A 13,830-nucleotide genomic window follows, 5' to 3' on the forward strand; every position below is an offset into this window, starting at 1 on the left:
GCCGAGGGTCCGGCAGGGCGCGCTGGAAGGCAACCTTTGTTGCCGGTCCGGCAAGGCCCCCGCGTCCGGCCCGGTGGGCCGGCCAACGTAAGGTCGGGTCCGTGGGAACTCCAGGATGGATACCGCCGACCGAGACGGAACGGCGGCTGTGTGAGGCGGGCGCGCGGGGCGACCGGGAAGGCCAGGTCGCGGCGGTGGCCGGCGAGGACCTGTATTTGGTGGTGCCCCAGCAGGGCCAGGACCCGCTGCCGGTCTACGAGGACCCGGCCGTGGGCGGCACCTGCATCCCGGTGACGACCCGCGGCATGCTGCCGCCCTGGCACCCCCAGCAGTTCTTCGACCGGGTGACGGTCGAGGAGCTGGCGCAGGACTGGCCGAACGACAAGTGGCAGCTGGCGGTCAACCCGGGTACGCCGTGCGCCGCTTACCTGCCTGCCACCGCCGCGCACCGCGCCGCCTGGACACGGGCCCGGGCCCAGTACGGCGTACGGCCCGGCGGGCTGCTCAGCACGCACTTCGGCGGGCCGTTGCACGGTCCGCTCGCCCAGGGGCTCGCCTGCGGCGCCCCGATCGCGGTGCACCACAGCGTGCCGTGGAACGAGCTGGGCACCGCCTTCCTCGACCACACGACCGACGCCGAGCTGCTGCGCGAGCAGTGGTCGGTGGTCGATCCGCCGTCCTGGCAGCAGCGCCTCGGCCAGCTGCTCGACGCGCGGTTCGTGCCCGCCGGGACGGAGGCCGCGCTGCGGGCCCGGAGCGGCGGCGAGGAGAAGGCGGACAAGGCGGAAGAGGGCGGCGAGAAGGGGGGCGAGGCGCGTTCCGGTGGGGTGCCGGAGCTGGTGGAGACGTACGAGGAGCGGTTCCGTACGGACGGTCTGCTGCCTGCCGGCGGGCGGGTGAAGTCGCTCGTCGCCCTGGATTACGCGCACGCCGTCGCCCTCGTCCGCTGGGGCCTGGGCGCCCGTCTCTGCGCACCGCCGGAGGCCGAGCAGGCGGTGCTGCGCGCCGGGGAGCTGGCGCGGGCGGCGTACGGCTCGTGGCAGGAGTTCTCGGCGGGGTACGCGCTGGGCCGGGTGCTGGCCTTCGACAACGGCTGGTTCGGCGCGGCGTACCAGGAGGCCGTGCACATCCACCGCGTCCTCACCCAGGACCCGGCCTCGCCGTGGGTGGGCCTGCCGTTCGCCTGACGACCGGCCCGTACGGGGGCGGGCGGCACCGACCGGGCGCGGCCGCCCTCCGCCGCCTCAGGTGATGTCCGTGACGGTCACCGTCACCGTGACCACCGGCGGACCACCGCCCTCCTCCCCCGGTGCCCCCTCCAGCGCCTCCCGCACCGCCGCCACGACGCGTGGCCGGACCGCGCGGGTCACGTCCAGGGCCCGGTGACCGCGCCGGACCGCCAGGTGGACGCGGATACGCCACTGACCGGGGCCGGGCCCGCGCTCGGCGCGTACACCGGCGACGCGACCGTCGTGCACCGCCGGAGCGGCCGGAGCGGCAGCGGCCGGGGAGCCGGTGCGCGACGGCCGTCCCGGCACCGTCCGCCGCAGCAGTTCACCGAACCCGGGCCGGAGGAAGGCGACGCCTGGCGTGTCCTTGGCGGCCCCGGCCGCGGCCCGCAGGACCGCCCCGCGCAGCCGGGCGTCACCGTTCATGACGTGCTCCGTTCCCCGGCGTCCGGATCGTCCTCGGCATCCGGACCGTCGCCGGTGTCGCTCTCCACGAGGTCGACCACGCTGACGTCGATCTCCTCGACGGCCAGGCCGACGCCGTCCCGCGCCGCCGCCCGGACCCGTTCGCGTACCCGGTCGGCGAGGGCGGGCAGCGGCCACTCGTACCCGGCGACCAGTTCCAGCGCCACCTTCATGGGCCCCTGCGGTGCGAGCAGGGTGACGCGGCAGCTGCCCGCCTGGACGTCCGGCAGCGTCTCGGCCGCGGCGCGGAAGGCCTTGGCCGCGGCCGCCTCGGTGATCCACGCGTCGTCCTCGGGCCCGCCCAGCGGCAGCGTCCGGCCCGGCCGGAGTTCGGTCCTGACCAGGTCCATCACCCGGGCCGTGAAGCGTTCGGCGTCCCGGTCGTCGGCCTGCCCGGCCTCCGCGGCGGCCCGCCGGGCCTCTCGTACGTAGCCGTCCAGCACGCCGAGGCCGGCCAGCGCCTCCTGGCAGTACGGGCACTGCCCGGCGTGCGGGTCCGCGTCCGCGCCCGGGTCGCCGTCCCGGTCCGCCCACACGGACGACAGCGTGCGGCCGCACGGCAGGGTCGGGTCGTCGTGCTCGCCTAGCGCCATGCGCCCATCGCCTCCGTCAGATAGCGGCGTGCTCGGAAGACCCTGCCACGGACCGCCTGGTGGCTGATGCCCACCACGTCGGCGATGTCCTCGTACGGCAGGCCGTGCAGTTCGCGCAGCACCCAGCAGGCGCGCTGTTCCGGGGTGAGCCCGTCCATCGCCCGCGTCAGCCCCTCGACGGCGGCGGTCGACTCGGCGGCCCGTACCGGCGACGACGCGTGCTCGGGCGCGGTCGGCTCCGGGACCGAGCCGAGATCCTGGGTGGGTCTGCGGGCCCGCAGCAGGTTCAGGCAGCGGTTGGTGACGATGCGGTACATCCAGGTCGCGAACGCGGCGTCGCCGCGGAATTCCGGGATTCTGCGCCAGGCGCTCACGAAGGCGTCCTGTACGGCGTCCTCCGCGTCGGCGCGGCTGCCGAGCAGCCGGGTCGCGAGGCGCAGGAGCTGGGCGCTGTGCCGGCGGACGAGCACCTCGAAAGCCCCCTCGTCCCCTTCCCCGGCGCGTACGGCCAGCAGGGCGTCGCTGGGTTCGGGCACTCGCCGGCTCCTTCCTTCCCTGTTCCCGCGCGCCCGGGGGCGGCTGTCCCGCCCGGCCCCGGTCGCGCCGTCACGCCTAGGTCATAGCCCCGTGCTCCCCGTCGGACACCTCCCGGCGCCGAACGTCACGCGGACATCGGCACGCACACGCGCAGCCCGGCGGCCCGGCACCGCTCCCCGGCCGGACCGCCCGTATACCGCGTGTCGGGGCCCTTCGTGCACGCTTGTACGCTGCGGAAACGGGCAGACGGACCAGGCCGGGCGAGCGGCCCGGGCCGACAGCGGGGAGAGGACGGACACGATGAGCGGGAGCGGTAACGGCCGCGGGCCGCAGCGGGCGCTGCTCACCACCGGAGCCGGCCGCCGGCCGCGCACGCGGAGCGCGGCGCTGCCGAGCTGGCCCCGGATCCGGACCGCGGCCCGCCGTACCCCGGTCTCGATCTGGAACGACGACGTGTCCGACTGGGCGGCCAGTCTGACGTACTACTCGGTGCTGGCGCTGCTGCCCTCCGTGATCGTCACCATCTCGCTCATCGGCATCGCCGCTCCGGAGGCCACCGAGGAGCTGATCAACCACGTCAGCTCCCTCGCCCCGGCCGGGTCCGGCGCGACCGTCCGCCGGGCCCTGGTGACCATGGCCCACCAGCGGACCGCCGCATGGATGCTGGTGGGCGGCGGGACGGTCAGCGCCCTGTGGTCGTCGTGCAGCTATCTGGCGGTGTTCCGGCGGGCCCTGCACGCCATGTACCGGGTACGGGACGACCGGCCGCCGTGGCACAAGGCGCCGCGCATCCTGGCGACGGCGCTGCTGCTGATGGCGCTGCTGATCAGCAGCGCGGTGGCCCTGGTGGTCAGCGGCCCCCTGGCGCACGCGGCCGCGCGGGGGCTGGGGCTGGGCGAGGGCAGCGGGGCGATGTGGGACCTGTTGCAGTGGCCGCTGCTGTTGCTGCTGGCGATCGTGCTGGTGATGGTGCTCTTCCGCACGGGCCCCTCCCGCACGCGCGGGCGGCGGGCGGTGCCCGGCGGGGTGGTCGCGGTGCTGCTGTGGCTGGTGGCCTCGGCGGGTTTCACGTTCTACGTGTCGTACGTGGGCACGTTCAACCGCCTCTACGGGTCGCTCGCCGGGCCCGTGGTCTTCCTGATATGGCTGTGGTTCTCCCACCTGTCGCTGCTGAGCGGCGCGCAGTTCAACGCCGAGCTGGCCCGTATGGAGACCGCGGACGGCGCCCCGGAGGACGGCACCGGCACCGGCACGGACGGCTGAGCGCCGCCCGCCCGCAGCGGTACGCGCCCGCTCAGCTCCCCCCGTGGCCGGTGGCGATCTCCTCCACCCGCCGCGCCAGCGTGAAGTCGAGCGCCGTGATCGCGTTGCCGGCGCTGTGGGTGTGCACGGCGAGGGTGAGGGTGTTGTAGCCGAGGGTCAGTGCGGAGTGGTGGCCGAGCTCCTCCTGGATCTGGGCGACGTGCACCACCATCGCGGCGGCCGGCAGGTGCCCCTCGAAGGTGTACGTACGGGTCAGCCTGCCGTCCGCCACCGACCAGCCGGGCAGCTCCGCGAGCCGGTCCTCTATCTCCTTGTCCGTCAGCGGGTCCACCGATGCGTCCATGTCTCGCTCCGCCTCTCCGTCCACCGCGCACGGTCCGGCGCACCCCGCGGCACCGGGCGTACGCGTCGTGTCGAGTGCCTTGATTGCAGCAGTTCCAGCGTGGCACGCCGAGGACGCTTTCGCGCCAATGTGCGTACGGCCACGCCGCGGGCTTCCGGGGTGCGGGGGCCGCTTCTATGCTCCTGCGCCTGACGAGGCAGGCGTTACCGGGCGTAGTGGGGAGTAACCGTGGGCAGCGTGAAGCGTATGGAACCTGAGCGCACAGACGGTGAGGGAAGTCCGCGGCGGGCGTTCCTCGGCCGGGCCGCGGCGGTGGGCGGCGCACTCGCCCTCGGGGCCGCCGGGGGCACGGCCGTTGCCGCGCCCGCGCCGGGCGGCGCCCGCCGCCGTGGAGCGGGCCGGACCGTGGCCGTCCTCGGCGGCGGCGTGGCCGGGCTGACCGCCGCTCACGAACTGGCCGAACGGGGCTTCCAGGTCACCGTCTACGAGCGCAAGCCGGGCGGGCTGGGCGGCAAGGCCCGCAGCATGGACGTACCGGGCAGCGCGCGCGGCGGGCGCAAGCCGCTGCCCGGCGAGCACGGCTTCCGTTTCATCCCGGGCATCTACCACAACCTGCCGGACACCCTGCGCCGCATCCCGTTCCCGGGGAACGCCAACGGCTGCCACGACAACCTCGTCGCCTCCACCGAGGTGATGTTCGCCCGCACCGGCGGCCGGGAGGACATCCGTATCCCGTTCTCCGTCGTCGGCACTCCCCCGCCCGTCCTGACCCCCGACGCGTTCCTGCGCATGCTGACCGGGCTGCTGGACACCGCCACCCACCTGCCCGCCCACGAGATCGCGTACTTCGCCAACCGGCTGCTGGTCTTCCTGACCAGCTGCGACCGGCGCCGGCTGGAGGTCTGGGAGCACACGCCGTGGTGGCGGTTCGTGCGGGCCGCGTCGATGTCACCGGACTACCAGCGGCTGCTGGCCGTCGGCCTGACCCGCAACATCGTGGCGACCAAGGCGGAGATCGCCTCCACCCGGACCGTGGCGACCTGCGCCGAGGCGTTCGTCTTCAACGTGCTAGGGCGGGGCGCGGACGGACAGCCCGACCGGGTGCTGAACCTGCCCACCAACGAGGCGTGGATCGACCCGTGGGTGGCCCATCTGAAGTCGCTGGGCGTGACGTTCCGCGTCGGGTGGTCCGTACGGGACCTGCGGCTGGCGGGCGGCCGGATCGCGGAGGCGGTCGTCACCGACCCGCGGGGCGCGCGGCAGTCGGTCGTCGCCGACCACTTCGTCCAGGCGATGCCGGTCGAACACGCCCGCAGGACCTGGAACGCCGCCGTCCGGGCCGCCGATCCCCAGCTGGCGCGCTGCGACAAGCTGGCGACCGACTGGATGACGGGCATCCAGTTCTATCTGACCGAGCCGACGCCCATCATCCACGGGCACGTCAACCACATCGACTCGCCGTGGTCGCTGACCTCGGTCGGTCAGGCGCAGTACTGGAAGAGCCGCGACTTCCCGGCCGACTACGGGGACGGGACGGTGGCCGACTGTCTGTCCGTGGACATCTCGGAGTGGGACAAGCCGGGCATCCTGTACGGGAAGACGGCCAAGCAGTGCACCCGCGAGGAGATCGCCCAGGAGGTCTGGGCGCAGATGAAGGGCGGCCTCAACGACACCGGTGAGCATGTGCTGCTGGACTCGGCGCTGCACTCCTGGTTCCTGGACCCGGCCGTCGGCGGGCTCGGCACGCCGCACCCCACCAACGACGAGCAGCTGCTCATCCACCCCACCGGCTCCTGGTTCAACCGGCCCACGTCCCGTACGGCGATCCCCAACCTCTTCCTCGCCGGTGACTACGTGGCCGTCGACATCGACCTGGCGACCATGGAGGGCGCCAACGCCTCCGCCCGCCAGGCCGTGAACGCGCTGCTGGACGCGGCCGGTTCCGGCGCCGGGCGGTGTACGGTCACGCCCCTGTACCGCGCCCCGGAATTCGCGGCGCTGAAGCGGCACGACGAGACGCGGTACCGGCTCGGGCTCCGCAACGCGTTCGACCTGGGGTGAGGCGGGGACTACGAACCGGTCGGCCCGGAGCCGGTGCGGGCCGCCTTTCCGAGGAGCAGTTCCCGCTCCCGTACGTTGTGCGCCAGGGACGCCGCCCGCTCGAACTCCTCGCGCGCTTCGGCGGCCCGCCCCAGACGGTCCAGCAGGTCGCCGCGGACGCTCGGCAGCAAGTGGTAGTTCTTCAGGGCGGGTTCGCCGGTCAGCGCGTCTACCAGTTCCAGGGCGGCGGCGGGGCCTTCGGACATCGAGACGGCGACCGCCCGATTCAGCTCCACCACCGGGGACGGGCACAGCGCCAGCAGCTGGTCGTAGAGGGTGGCGATGGCGGCCCAGTCGGTGTCCTCGTAGCGGGCGGCCATGGCGTGGCACGCGGCGATCGCGGCCTGGAGGGAGTACGGGCCGCGGCCCGCGCGGTGCAGGGCGTCCACACCGCGGCCGATGAGCATGCGGTTCCACCTGGCGCGGTTCTGGCCGGCGAGCAGCACCGGTTCGCCGTCCGGTCCCGTACGGGCGGGTATGCGCGACGCCTGGAACTCCAGCAGCGCGGCGAGGCCGTGCGCTTCGGGCTCGCCGGGCATCAGGTTCGCCAGGACGCGGGCCAGCCGCAGCGCGTCCTCGCACAGGGCCGGGCGCACCAGGTCGTCGCCGGCCGTCGCGGAGTACCCCTCGTTGAAGACGAGGTAGATGACCTCCAGGACGGAGGAGAGCCGGTCCGCCCGGTCGCTGCCGTACGGGACCTCGAAGGGGACCCCGGCCTTGGCGAGCGCCCGCTTGGCGCGGACGATGCGCTGCGCGACGGTGGCCTCCGGCACCAGGAAGGCGCGGGCGATCTCCGAGGTGGTCAGCCCGCCCAGCAGCCGCAGGGTGAGCGCGATGCGGGCGGGGGCGGCCAGCACGGGGTGGCAGGCCGTGAAGATCAGCCGCAGCAGATCGTCGTCGATGTCCGCCGGGTCGGCCGGTTCGGGCGGTGGCGGCGCGTCCTCCAACGCCCGTCCGACCTCGGCCAGTTTGCGCGCGTAGGTCTCCTTGCGGCGTACGAGGTCGATGGCGCGGTGCTTGGCGGTGGCCATGAGCCAGGCGCCCGGGTTGTCCGGCACACCCGACTCCGGCCACCGCTCCAGCGCGGCGACCAGGGCGTCCTGCGCGATCTCCTCGGCGATGCCCACGTCCCGCACGACGCGGGTGACACCGGCGATGATCCGCGCGGACTCGATCCTGAACACCGTCTCGACCGTCGCGGCCGTCCGCGCCGCCGTGTCCGGTGCCGTGCTTGTTGTCTTACGTCCTGCCGTCACGGCCACCCATCAGAGCAGCCGTCCGGGAGGGCGGCAAGCACGGCCGGGCCGGCCTCAGCCGACGATCTCGCGCACCTCGGCCGTGATCGTCCAGTACTCCTCGTGGGTGCGCAGGAACCGGCCGGCCCACTCCAGCGCCTCGGCCTTGTCCTTGGCCTGGACGATGGAGTAGCCGCCGACGACCTCCTTGGTCTCGGTGAAGGGCCCGTCGGTGGAGGTGAGCTTGCCGCCGGACCAGGTGACCCGGGTGCCCTCGGAGGTGGCGGCGAGCCCGCCGGTGTCCAGCATGACCCCGGCCTTGGTGATCTCCTCCAGCAGTGCGCCCATCCGCTTCTGGAGTTCGGGGCTGGGGCCGCCCTCGGGGACGTTCTTCTCGTCGATGCGGATCAGCGTCAGGAAGCGCGGCATGGTCACTCCTCGGTCGTACGGCGGGACGTTCCCGCCTCTCACCCCTGCGTCGAACGGGAGACCGCCGGATCGACACCCCGCCGGATTTTTTTCGGAGAGTGTTCCGGAGATCCTTTCGGGCGGTGCCGCACCGGGGCCCGTGGACCCCGCACCCTATCCGTACAGACGTACGGAATCGGCTACGGTTCGGCCATGACGACTGCTGTGGTCTCCCCGAAGACGGCGTCCGGAACGGCGGGTGTGGGCGCGCTGCTGCGCGAGTGGCGGCTGCGGCGCCGGGTCAGCCAGCTCGACCTGGCCCTGCGCGCCGACTCCTCCGCCCGGCACATCAGCTTCGTCGAGACCGGCCGGTCCCGGCCCAGCCGGGAGATGGTGCTGCGACTGGCCGAGCACCTGGACGTACCCGTACGGGACCGCAACGTCCTGCTGATCGCCGCCGGTTACGCGCCCGGCTTCCCGGAGACACCGCTGAACGACCCGTCGATGGACGCGCTGCGCAGCGGTGTGGAACGGCTGCTGACCGGTTACGAGCCGTTCCCGGCGCTGGTCGTGGACGGTACGTACCACGTCGTCGCCGCGAACCGCGGCATCCGGGCGCTGCTCGCGGGCGTCGGCGAGGAATTGCTGGAACCGCCGCTGAACGCCATGCGCATCACCCTGCACCCGGCCGGTCTCGCGCCCCGCATCCGGAACTTCCTGGAGTGGCGGGAGCATCTGCTCACGCAGATGCAGCGGCAGTTGGCGGTGGTCCGCTCGGCGCCGCTGCGTGCGCTGTTCGAGGAGGTGAGCGACTACCCGCTGCCCACGGGCGGGCGGGAGACGGCCGGGGACGGCGGCCACGCGCCGTACGCGCTGCCGATGGTGATCGAGCACGACGGCCGGGTGCTGTCGTTCATCTCCACCATCGCCACCTTCAACACCCCGATGGACGTGACCGTCTCCGAACTCGCCCTGGAGACCTTCCTCCCGGCGGACCAGGAGACGGCCGACCACCTGCGGACGTGGCTGCCGTAGCGGCCGCGCCCGCCGGAGGCGCCGCCCCGTGCCGGTTCAGGCGGCGGGCACCCGGTCCAGGAATCCGGACACGGAACGGATCCGGCCGTCCGCGGCGAGCGTCGCGACGTCGAACCCGGCGACCGGGGCCGAGCCGTCCGGCGCCACCAGCTCCCAGCCGAACCGCACCAGGTCGTGGTGCCCGTCCGGCTCGCCCAGCGGCCGGAACACGAAGCCGGGGAACTGCGCGTGGGTCCCGGCGATGACGGCGGCGAGCTGCTCGTGGCCCGCGACGTCGGAGAACGGGTCGGTGTACGTCGCGTCCTCGGTGAAGGCCGCCGCGACGGCCTCGGCCGCACCGCCCCCGCTCGCGTTCCAGGCCGCGAAGTACCGTACGACGGCGTCCGCGTAGCGCTCCGTGCCGGTCTGCCGCGTGTCCGTCTGTGTCATGGCCGACTCCTCAGGTCTCGTCATGTGGCGCGGGACCGCGGTGCGTCGCGGGCCCGTTCGGGCCGGTCGGCGGGCCGGAGTGCGCCGGCCCGCCGTCCGGTGCCTCAAAGATGCCGGGGTGCGGGGGAGGGCGCGATTACGTGGGGGGTAATGGGGCTGCCGGGCAGTCACCGGAAAATCGCTGGCAGCCTCGATGATCCGCGCCCTACGCTGCGCCCGGTTGCGAGAGATGAGGAAAAGGTTGTTGGAGCAGCAGCACACGGATCCGGCGGATTTCTACACCGGCATCGTCGCGGAGTCCTACGCCCCGTTGAAGTCCTTCTCCCCGGATCCGGAGATCTACGCGGCCTTTCTCCACGAAGCGGGCACCCCGGCACTGGAGTTGGGCTGCGGAGACGGTGACCCGCTGCTCGCTCTGCGTCTGCACGGTCTGGATGTCGAAGGTGTCGACTCCTCCGCGGACATGCTGGAGCGCTGTCGCCGCCGGGCCGACGCGGAGGGCGTCTCCGTCACCGTCCACCACCAGCGGATGGAAGCGCTCAGCCTGCCGCGCCGGTTCCGGGCGGTCTTCCTGGCCGGGCCGACCTTCAACCTCCTGCCGGACGACGGGACCGCGGCCGCCGCGCTCCACGGCATCCGCCGCCACCTGACCGACGGCGGCTCCGCGCTGATCCCCCTGCACATCCCCTCCCCCACCCCCGCCGAGAACCTGGGCCGGGTCCGCACGGCCGTCGCCGACGACGGCGCCGAGCTGCGCTTCTCGCTCGTCTCCGAGAAGCGGGACGAGACCCTGCGGACCCAGACCGCCCTGCTGCGCTACGAGCGGCACGGCGCCGGTGCGCCCACGGTCGTGGAGCGTCCGTGGCCGCTGCACTGGTATCCCCGCTCCGTGTTCGAGGAGTTGGCCGCGGCGGCCGGGCTGACCACGGTGTCGGTCACGGACCCGGACGGCGACGCCGCCGCGGACGACGCCGCGTACATGGTCTTCCGGCTTCGGGCCGCGTGAGCGTCACCGGCCGAGCAGTGTGGCCAGCACCCGCTTGACGGCGGTGCCCGGATCGGCCGGGAGGCCGTCCGCGCGCCAGGCCACGAAGTGGTCGGGGCGGACGAGTACGGCGCCGTCGGGGGCGAGTCCCGGCAGGGTGCCGTCCGGGATCCGGTGGGCGGTCAGGGTGATGCCGAAGGCGGCGGCCGCCTCCTCGGCGGCCGGGAGCCAGCCGGCGCCCCGCGGCCCGGCGATCAGGGCCCAGTCCGCGCCGACGAGGTCGAGGGTGGAGGTCCGGCCGTCCTCGACGGGCTTCTGGCGTTCCCAGGGTTCCGGGTGTTGCACGGGCTTCTGGTGTCCCACGGGTTGCAGGTGTTCCACGGGTTCCAGGTGTTCCACGGGCTCCTGGTGTCCCACGGGCTCCAGGTGTTCCACGGGTTCCAGCGTGCGGTGCGGGAGGCGGTGGCCCGGGTGTACGTGGTCGGAGAGGGTGTCCGGGGCGGGCCCGGGGGCGCCGTCGGGCGGGACGATCGCCCCGGACGGGTACGCGTAGCGCATCATCGCCCGTACGTAGTCCCGCGCCGCCCGCGCGTACAGCTCGTTCGGGTCGGCCCCGCCGAGGGTCCGGTACCCCTGGTGCATGCCGCGCGAGAGGGCGAGGGAGGCCCGTACCGCGGCGCGGCGCTCCGGCTCGTAGGTGTCCAGCAGCCGTGCCCCGGCCTGTCCGCGCAGGACCGCGGCGAGTTTCCAGGCGAGGTTGTGGCCGTCCTGAATGCCGGTGTTCATCCCGAGGCCGCCGGCCGAACTCTGCACGTGCGCGGAGTCCCCGGCGAGGAAGACCCGGCCGTCCCTGAAGGCCGAGGCCGCGCCGACGGCCGCTTCCCAGGCGTTCACCGCCACCAGGTCGATGGGCAGGTCCGGGGCGCCGATGGCGGTTCGCAGCAGGGCCAGGGCGCGGTCCGTGGGCATGGGCGCGATGCCGTCCGTGTCGTCGGGGCGGCCCGGGTAGTCCATGAGGTGCGAGACCCACTGGTCACGGCCGTTCATGGTGAAGACCGTGGCGTAGAGGCCCGCGTTCCGTACGAAGCACATGAGGTCGCGGCGGCCGTCCGCGCCGGCCGGGAGGTCGGCGCGGTAGAAGGCGGTGTGCAGCCGGGCGACCACCTCGCGGTCGGGCACGGTGATGCCGAGCAGGCTCCGTACGGTGCTGTGCGCGCCGTCGGCACCGATCACGTAGTCCGCGGCGATGTCGTGTTCCGCGCCGCTGCCGGGGTCGGTGAGCCGCACCCGTACGCCGTCCGCGTCCTGTTCGAGGGCGGTCACGCCGAGGCCGAACCGCGCGTCACCGCCGCGCCGCAGCAGTTCGTCCAGCGCCAGCCGCTGCACCTGGAGGTGGTTGAGCGCCATCCGGCAGTCGACCGGGCTACAGGTCCGCAGCCAGCGGACGTACGGCTCGGGCGGGGCCACCCGCTGCCGTACGGCGCCCAGCGCGCTGTCCTTGAACACCGCCTGGAACGGCTCGGCCCCGTACCAGCCCGTTCGTTCGAGGGCGTCCCCCAGGCCCGCCGACCGGAGCAGTTCCAGCGTGCGGACGCTGCTCATCGCCCTGGGCGGGCCGGTGAGCGGGTCCCGCTTGTCCACGACGAGCGCGGGCACGCCCCACCGTGCCAGGAACATCGCGGTGACCAGGCCGACCGGCCCGCCCCCAGCCACCAGCACCGGCACCGTCGCGGGGAGCGGCCGCCCCGCCGTCGGCCGCTCCGCCGTCGGCCGCTCCGTCTTCATGTCGCGTATGCGCACAGCACATCGTCCTCTCCCCCGGCCCGGTCCGTCGCCGGGCCCGGTCCGGCCAGCCTGGACGCTCAAGTCGGCTTGAGCGCAAGATGGGACCATGCTGTCCGGCGACGAGGACGACCAGCTGTATCCGATCAACGAAGTGGCCCGCTGCTTCGGCCTGTCGGTGGCCACGCTGCGGTACTACGACGAGCTGGGGCTGCTGCCGCCCGCCGGGCGCCGCGGGAACGTACGGCACTACGGCCGCCACGAACTGCGGCGGCTCGCGCTGATCCAGCACCTGCACCACGGCGGCATGCTGAGCCTCGCGGACACCGCCGCCGCGCTCGGCGAGCGCGGCCCGGACGGGGCGCTGCGGCCGCCGGGACGGGCGGTGCTGACCGGCGCCGTCCAGCTGATCGAGGAGCGCATGGCGGACCTCCAGGCCGCGCGACAGCGCCTCGCCCACCTGCTGACCTGCCCGAAGAACGATCCGGTACGGGAGTGCACGCACCTGCGCGCGGAGCTGGACCGGAACGTGACGGAGGCGCTGGGCCGCTGAGCCGCTGGCCACAGAGCTGCTGAGCCGGTGGACCGCTGGGCCGCTGGGCCACTGAGCTGCTGGGCTGCTGGGCTGCTGGGCTGCTGGGCTGCTGGGCTGCTGGGCTGCTGACGGTATGTCATGTCGCGTCCGCCGATTATTGACCGAACGGTCTCGAAAGCCTAGGGTTCCCTCATGGCACGGACCAAGGCATTCGATCCGGACGTCGCCCTCCAGGCAGCCCTCGAACTGTTCTGGCGGCGCGGTTACGAAGCGACGTCGATGACCGACCTCGTCGAGCACCTCGGCATCGCCCGCGCCAGCATCTACGCGACCTTCGGCAGCAAGCACGACCTCTACCTCAAGGCCCTGGAGCGCTACAGCCGGCTCTCGGACCCGGGACTCATCGAGGAACTGTCACAGCCGGGGCCCGCGCTGCCCGCCGTACGGGCCCTGGTGCGCCGGTTCGCGGACGAGGCCGCCTGCGACGACCTGGGGCGCGGCTGCTTCGTGACGAACACGGCCGCGGAGCTGGCCGCGCGCGACCGGCACGCCGCCCGGCAGGTCGAGGCGAGCTGGACCGTACTGGAAACGGCGCTGACCTCGGCCCTGACGCGGGCCCGGGCCCAGGGCGAACTGCCCGCCGACCGTGACCCGCGGGCGCTGGCCCGGATGCTGCTCGTCCTGATGCAGGGGCTGCGACTGATGGGCAAGTCGGGCCAGGAGCCGGGGCGGCTCCGCGACGCGGCGGACCAGGCGCTGGCCCTGCTGGACTGAGAGCGCGGGCGCGGGCCCGGCCCTGGCGCTCACCCTTATTCAAGACCGGCCGTTCTGGATAGGACGCGCCCACGAGCGCGGCACGCGAGCGATCGCGAACACACCCATGGCATGCCC

At 73.6% G+C, this 13,830-nt stretch carries 15 protein-coding genes; 7 read left to right on the plus strand and 8 right to left on the minus strand.

Features of this window, described 5'->3' with window-relative positions:
- Positions 1–101: 101 nt before the first annotated feature.
- Positions 102–1,187 carry a DUF1266 domain-containing protein gene (locus CP973_RS27210; RefSeq protein WP_244410040.1) on the plus strand — a complete coding sequence of 362 codons (1,086 nt, stop codon included), beginning with the start codon at positions 102–104 and terminating at the stop codon, positions 1,185–1,187.
- Positions 1,188–1,244: 57 nt separating this feature from the next.
- Here the strand turns inward: CP973_RS27210 and CP973_RS27215 are convergent, their stop codons facing one another.
- Genes CP973_RS27215 through CP973_RS27225 form a run of 3 tightly spaced genes read right to left on the minus strand, consistent with a single transcriptional unit; the run spans position 1,245 to position 2,823 of the window.
- Positions 1,245–1,655, minus strand: a complete 411-nt coding sequence (locus CP973_RS27215) for an Asp23/Gls24 family envelope stress response protein (RefSeq protein WP_208853308.1) — start codon at positions 1,653–1,655, stop codon at positions 1,245–1,247.
- On the minus strand, positions 1,652–2,287 hold the full coding sequence (locus tag CP973_RS27220) for an Asp23/Gls24 family envelope stress response protein (RefSeq protein ID WP_208853309.1): 636 nt from the start codon (positions 2,285–2,287) through the stop codon (positions 1,652–1,654). The genes CP973_RS27215 and CP973_RS27220 overlap by 4 nt, the downstream gene beginning before the upstream one ends.
- Entirely contained in the window at positions 2,278–2,823 is a 546-nt protein-coding gene (locus CP973_RS27225) for an RNA polymerase sigma factor (protein WP_150246537.1), read from the minus strand. The genes CP973_RS27220 and CP973_RS27225 overlap by 10 nt, the downstream gene beginning before the upstream one ends.
- A 301-nt stretch (positions 2,824–3,124) precedes the next feature.
- Between CP973_RS27225 and CP973_RS27230 the strand changes: the two genes are divergently transcribed.
- Positions 3,125–4,087: a YihY/virulence factor BrkB family protein gene (locus CP973_RS27230; RefSeq protein ID WP_150246539.1), complete on the plus strand. Its 963-nt coding sequence runs from the start codon at positions 3,125–3,127 to the stop codon at positions 4,085–4,087.
- Positions 4,088–4,118: 31 nt separating this feature from the next.
- Here the strand turns inward: CP973_RS27230 and CP973_RS27235 are convergent, their stop codons facing one another.
- On the minus strand, positions 4,119–4,430 hold the full coding sequence (locus tag CP973_RS27235; RefSeq protein WP_150246541.1) for a 4a-hydroxytetrahydrobiopterin dehydratase: 312 nt from the start codon (positions 4,428–4,430) through the stop codon (positions 4,119–4,121).
- 246 nt (positions 4,431–4,676) lie between these two features.
- On the opposite strand from CP973_RS27235, the gene CP973_RS27240 reads away from it, so the two are divergent.
- Entirely contained in the window at positions 4,677–6,491 is a 1,815-nt protein-coding gene (locus CP973_RS27240; protein ID WP_150246543.1) for a hydroxysqualene dehydroxylase, read from the plus strand.
- 8 nt (positions 6,492–6,499) lie between these two features.
- Here CP973_RS27240 and CP973_RS27245 read toward each other — a convergent pair whose 3' ends face one another.
- Both CP973_RS27245 and CP973_RS27250 read right to left on the minus strand, forming a co-directional pair.
- A complete protein-coding gene (locus CP973_RS27245) occupies positions 6,500–7,786 on the minus strand; it encodes an RNA polymerase sigma factor (protein ID WP_425282024.1) in 1,287 nt (428 codons plus the stop codon).
- A gap of 54 nt (positions 7,787–7,840) precedes the next feature.
- On the minus strand, positions 7,841–8,194 hold the full coding sequence (locus CP973_RS27250) for a YciI family protein (protein WP_150246545.1): 354 nt from the start codon (positions 8,192–8,194) through the stop codon (positions 7,841–7,843).
- Positions 8,195–8,386: 192 nt separating this feature from the next.
- On the opposite strand from CP973_RS27250, the gene CP973_RS27255 reads away from it, so the two are divergent.
- Entirely contained in the window at positions 8,387–9,208 is an 822-nt protein-coding gene (locus tag CP973_RS27255) for a helix-turn-helix domain-containing protein (RefSeq protein ID WP_150246547.1), read from the plus strand.
- Positions 9,209–9,244: 36 nt separating this feature from the next.
- On the opposite strand, the gene CP973_RS27260 is transcribed toward CP973_RS27255, so the two are convergent.
- Positions 9,245–9,637: a nuclear transport factor 2 family protein gene (locus CP973_RS27260; RefSeq protein ID WP_150246549.1), complete on the minus strand. Its 393-nt coding sequence runs from the start codon at positions 9,635–9,637 to the stop codon at positions 9,245–9,247.
- Between the two features lie 229 nt (positions 9,638–9,866).
- Here CP973_RS27260 and CP973_RS27265 point away from each other — a divergent pair, with 229 nt between their 5' ends.
- Complete coding sequence (locus CP973_RS27265; RefSeq protein ID WP_150250311.1) at positions 9,867–10,643, plus strand: class I SAM-dependent methyltransferase; 777 nt, start codon at positions 9,867–9,869, stop codon at positions 10,641–10,643.
- A gap of 3 nt (positions 10,644–10,646) precedes the next feature.
- Here the strand turns inward: CP973_RS27265 and CP973_RS27270 are convergent, their stop codons facing one another.
- Positions 10,647–12,422: an FAD-dependent monooxygenase gene (locus tag CP973_RS27270; protein WP_244410041.1), complete on the minus strand. Its 1,776-nt coding sequence runs from the start codon at positions 12,420–12,422 to the stop codon at positions 10,647–10,649.
- A 91-nt stretch (positions 12,423–12,513) separates the two neighbouring features.
- On the opposite strand from CP973_RS27270, the gene CP973_RS27275 reads away from it, so the two are divergent.
- Both CP973_RS27275 and CP973_RS27280 read left to right on the plus strand, forming a co-directional pair.
- Positions 12,514–12,957, plus strand: a complete 444-nt coding sequence (locus CP973_RS27275) for a helix-turn-helix domain-containing protein (RefSeq protein WP_150246551.1) — start codon at positions 12,514–12,516, stop codon at positions 12,955–12,957.
- Positions 12,958–13,131: 174 nt separating this feature from the next.
- Positions 13,132–13,713: a TetR/AcrR family transcriptional regulator gene (locus tag CP973_RS27280; protein ID WP_150246553.1), complete on the plus strand. Its 582-nt coding sequence runs from the start codon at positions 13,132–13,134 to the stop codon at positions 13,711–13,713.
- Positions 13,714–13,830: the final 117 nt, after the last annotated feature.

The organism is Streptomyces albofaciens JCM 4342 (assembly GCF_008634025.1).
GTDB lineage: Bacteria > Actinomycetota > Actinomycetes > Streptomycetales > Streptomycetaceae > Streptomyces > Streptomyces albofaciens.

What these genes read in the sequence shown, in the direction of transcription:
- CP973_RS27240 (WP_150246543.1), top strand. Translation starts at nt 4,677, where the DNA reads ATGGAACCTGAGCGCACAGACGGTGAGGGAAGTCCGCGGCGGGCGTTC.
- CP973_RS27250 (WP_150246545.1), bottom strand. Translation starts at nt 8,194, where the DNA reads ATGCCGCGCTTCCTGACGCTGATCCGCATCGACGAGAAGAACGTCCCC.
- CP973_RS27230 (WP_150246539.1), top strand. Translation starts at nt 3,125, where the DNA reads ATGAGCGGGAGCGGTAACGGCCGCGGGCCGCAGCGGGCGCTGCTCACC.
- CP973_RS27220 (WP_208853309.1), bottom strand. Translation starts at nt 2,287, where the DNA reads ATGGCGCTAGGCGAGCACGACGACCCGACCCTGCCGTGCGGCCGCACG.
- CP973_RS27235 (WP_150246541.1), bottom strand. Translation starts at nt 4,430, where the DNA reads ATGGACGCATCGGTGGACCCGCTGACGGACAAGGAGATAGAGGACCGG.
- CP973_RS27255 (WP_150246547.1), top strand. Translation starts at nt 8,387, where the DNA reads ATGACGACTGCTGTGGTCTCCCCGAAGACGGCGTCCGGAACGGCGGGT.
- CP973_RS27265 (WP_150250311.1), top strand. Translation starts at nt 9,867, where the DNA reads ATGAGGAAAAGGTTGTTGGAGCAGCAGCACACGGATCCGGCGGATTTC.
- CP973_RS27260 (WP_150246549.1), bottom strand. Translation starts at nt 9,637, where the DNA reads ATGACACAGACGGACACGCGGCAGACCGGCACGGAGCGCTACGCGGAC.
- CP973_RS27215 (WP_208853308.1), bottom strand. Translation starts at nt 1,655, where the DNA reads ATGAACGGTGACGCCCGGCTGCGCGGGGCGGTCCTGCGGGCCGCGGCC.
- CP973_RS27280 (WP_150246553.1), top strand. Translation starts at nt 13,132, where the DNA reads ATGGCACGGACCAAGGCATTCGATCCGGACGTCGCCCTCCAGGCAGCC.
- CP973_RS27275 (WP_150246551.1), top strand. Translation starts at nt 12,514, where the DNA reads ATGCTGTCCGGCGACGAGGACGACCAGCTGTATCCGATCAACGAAGTG.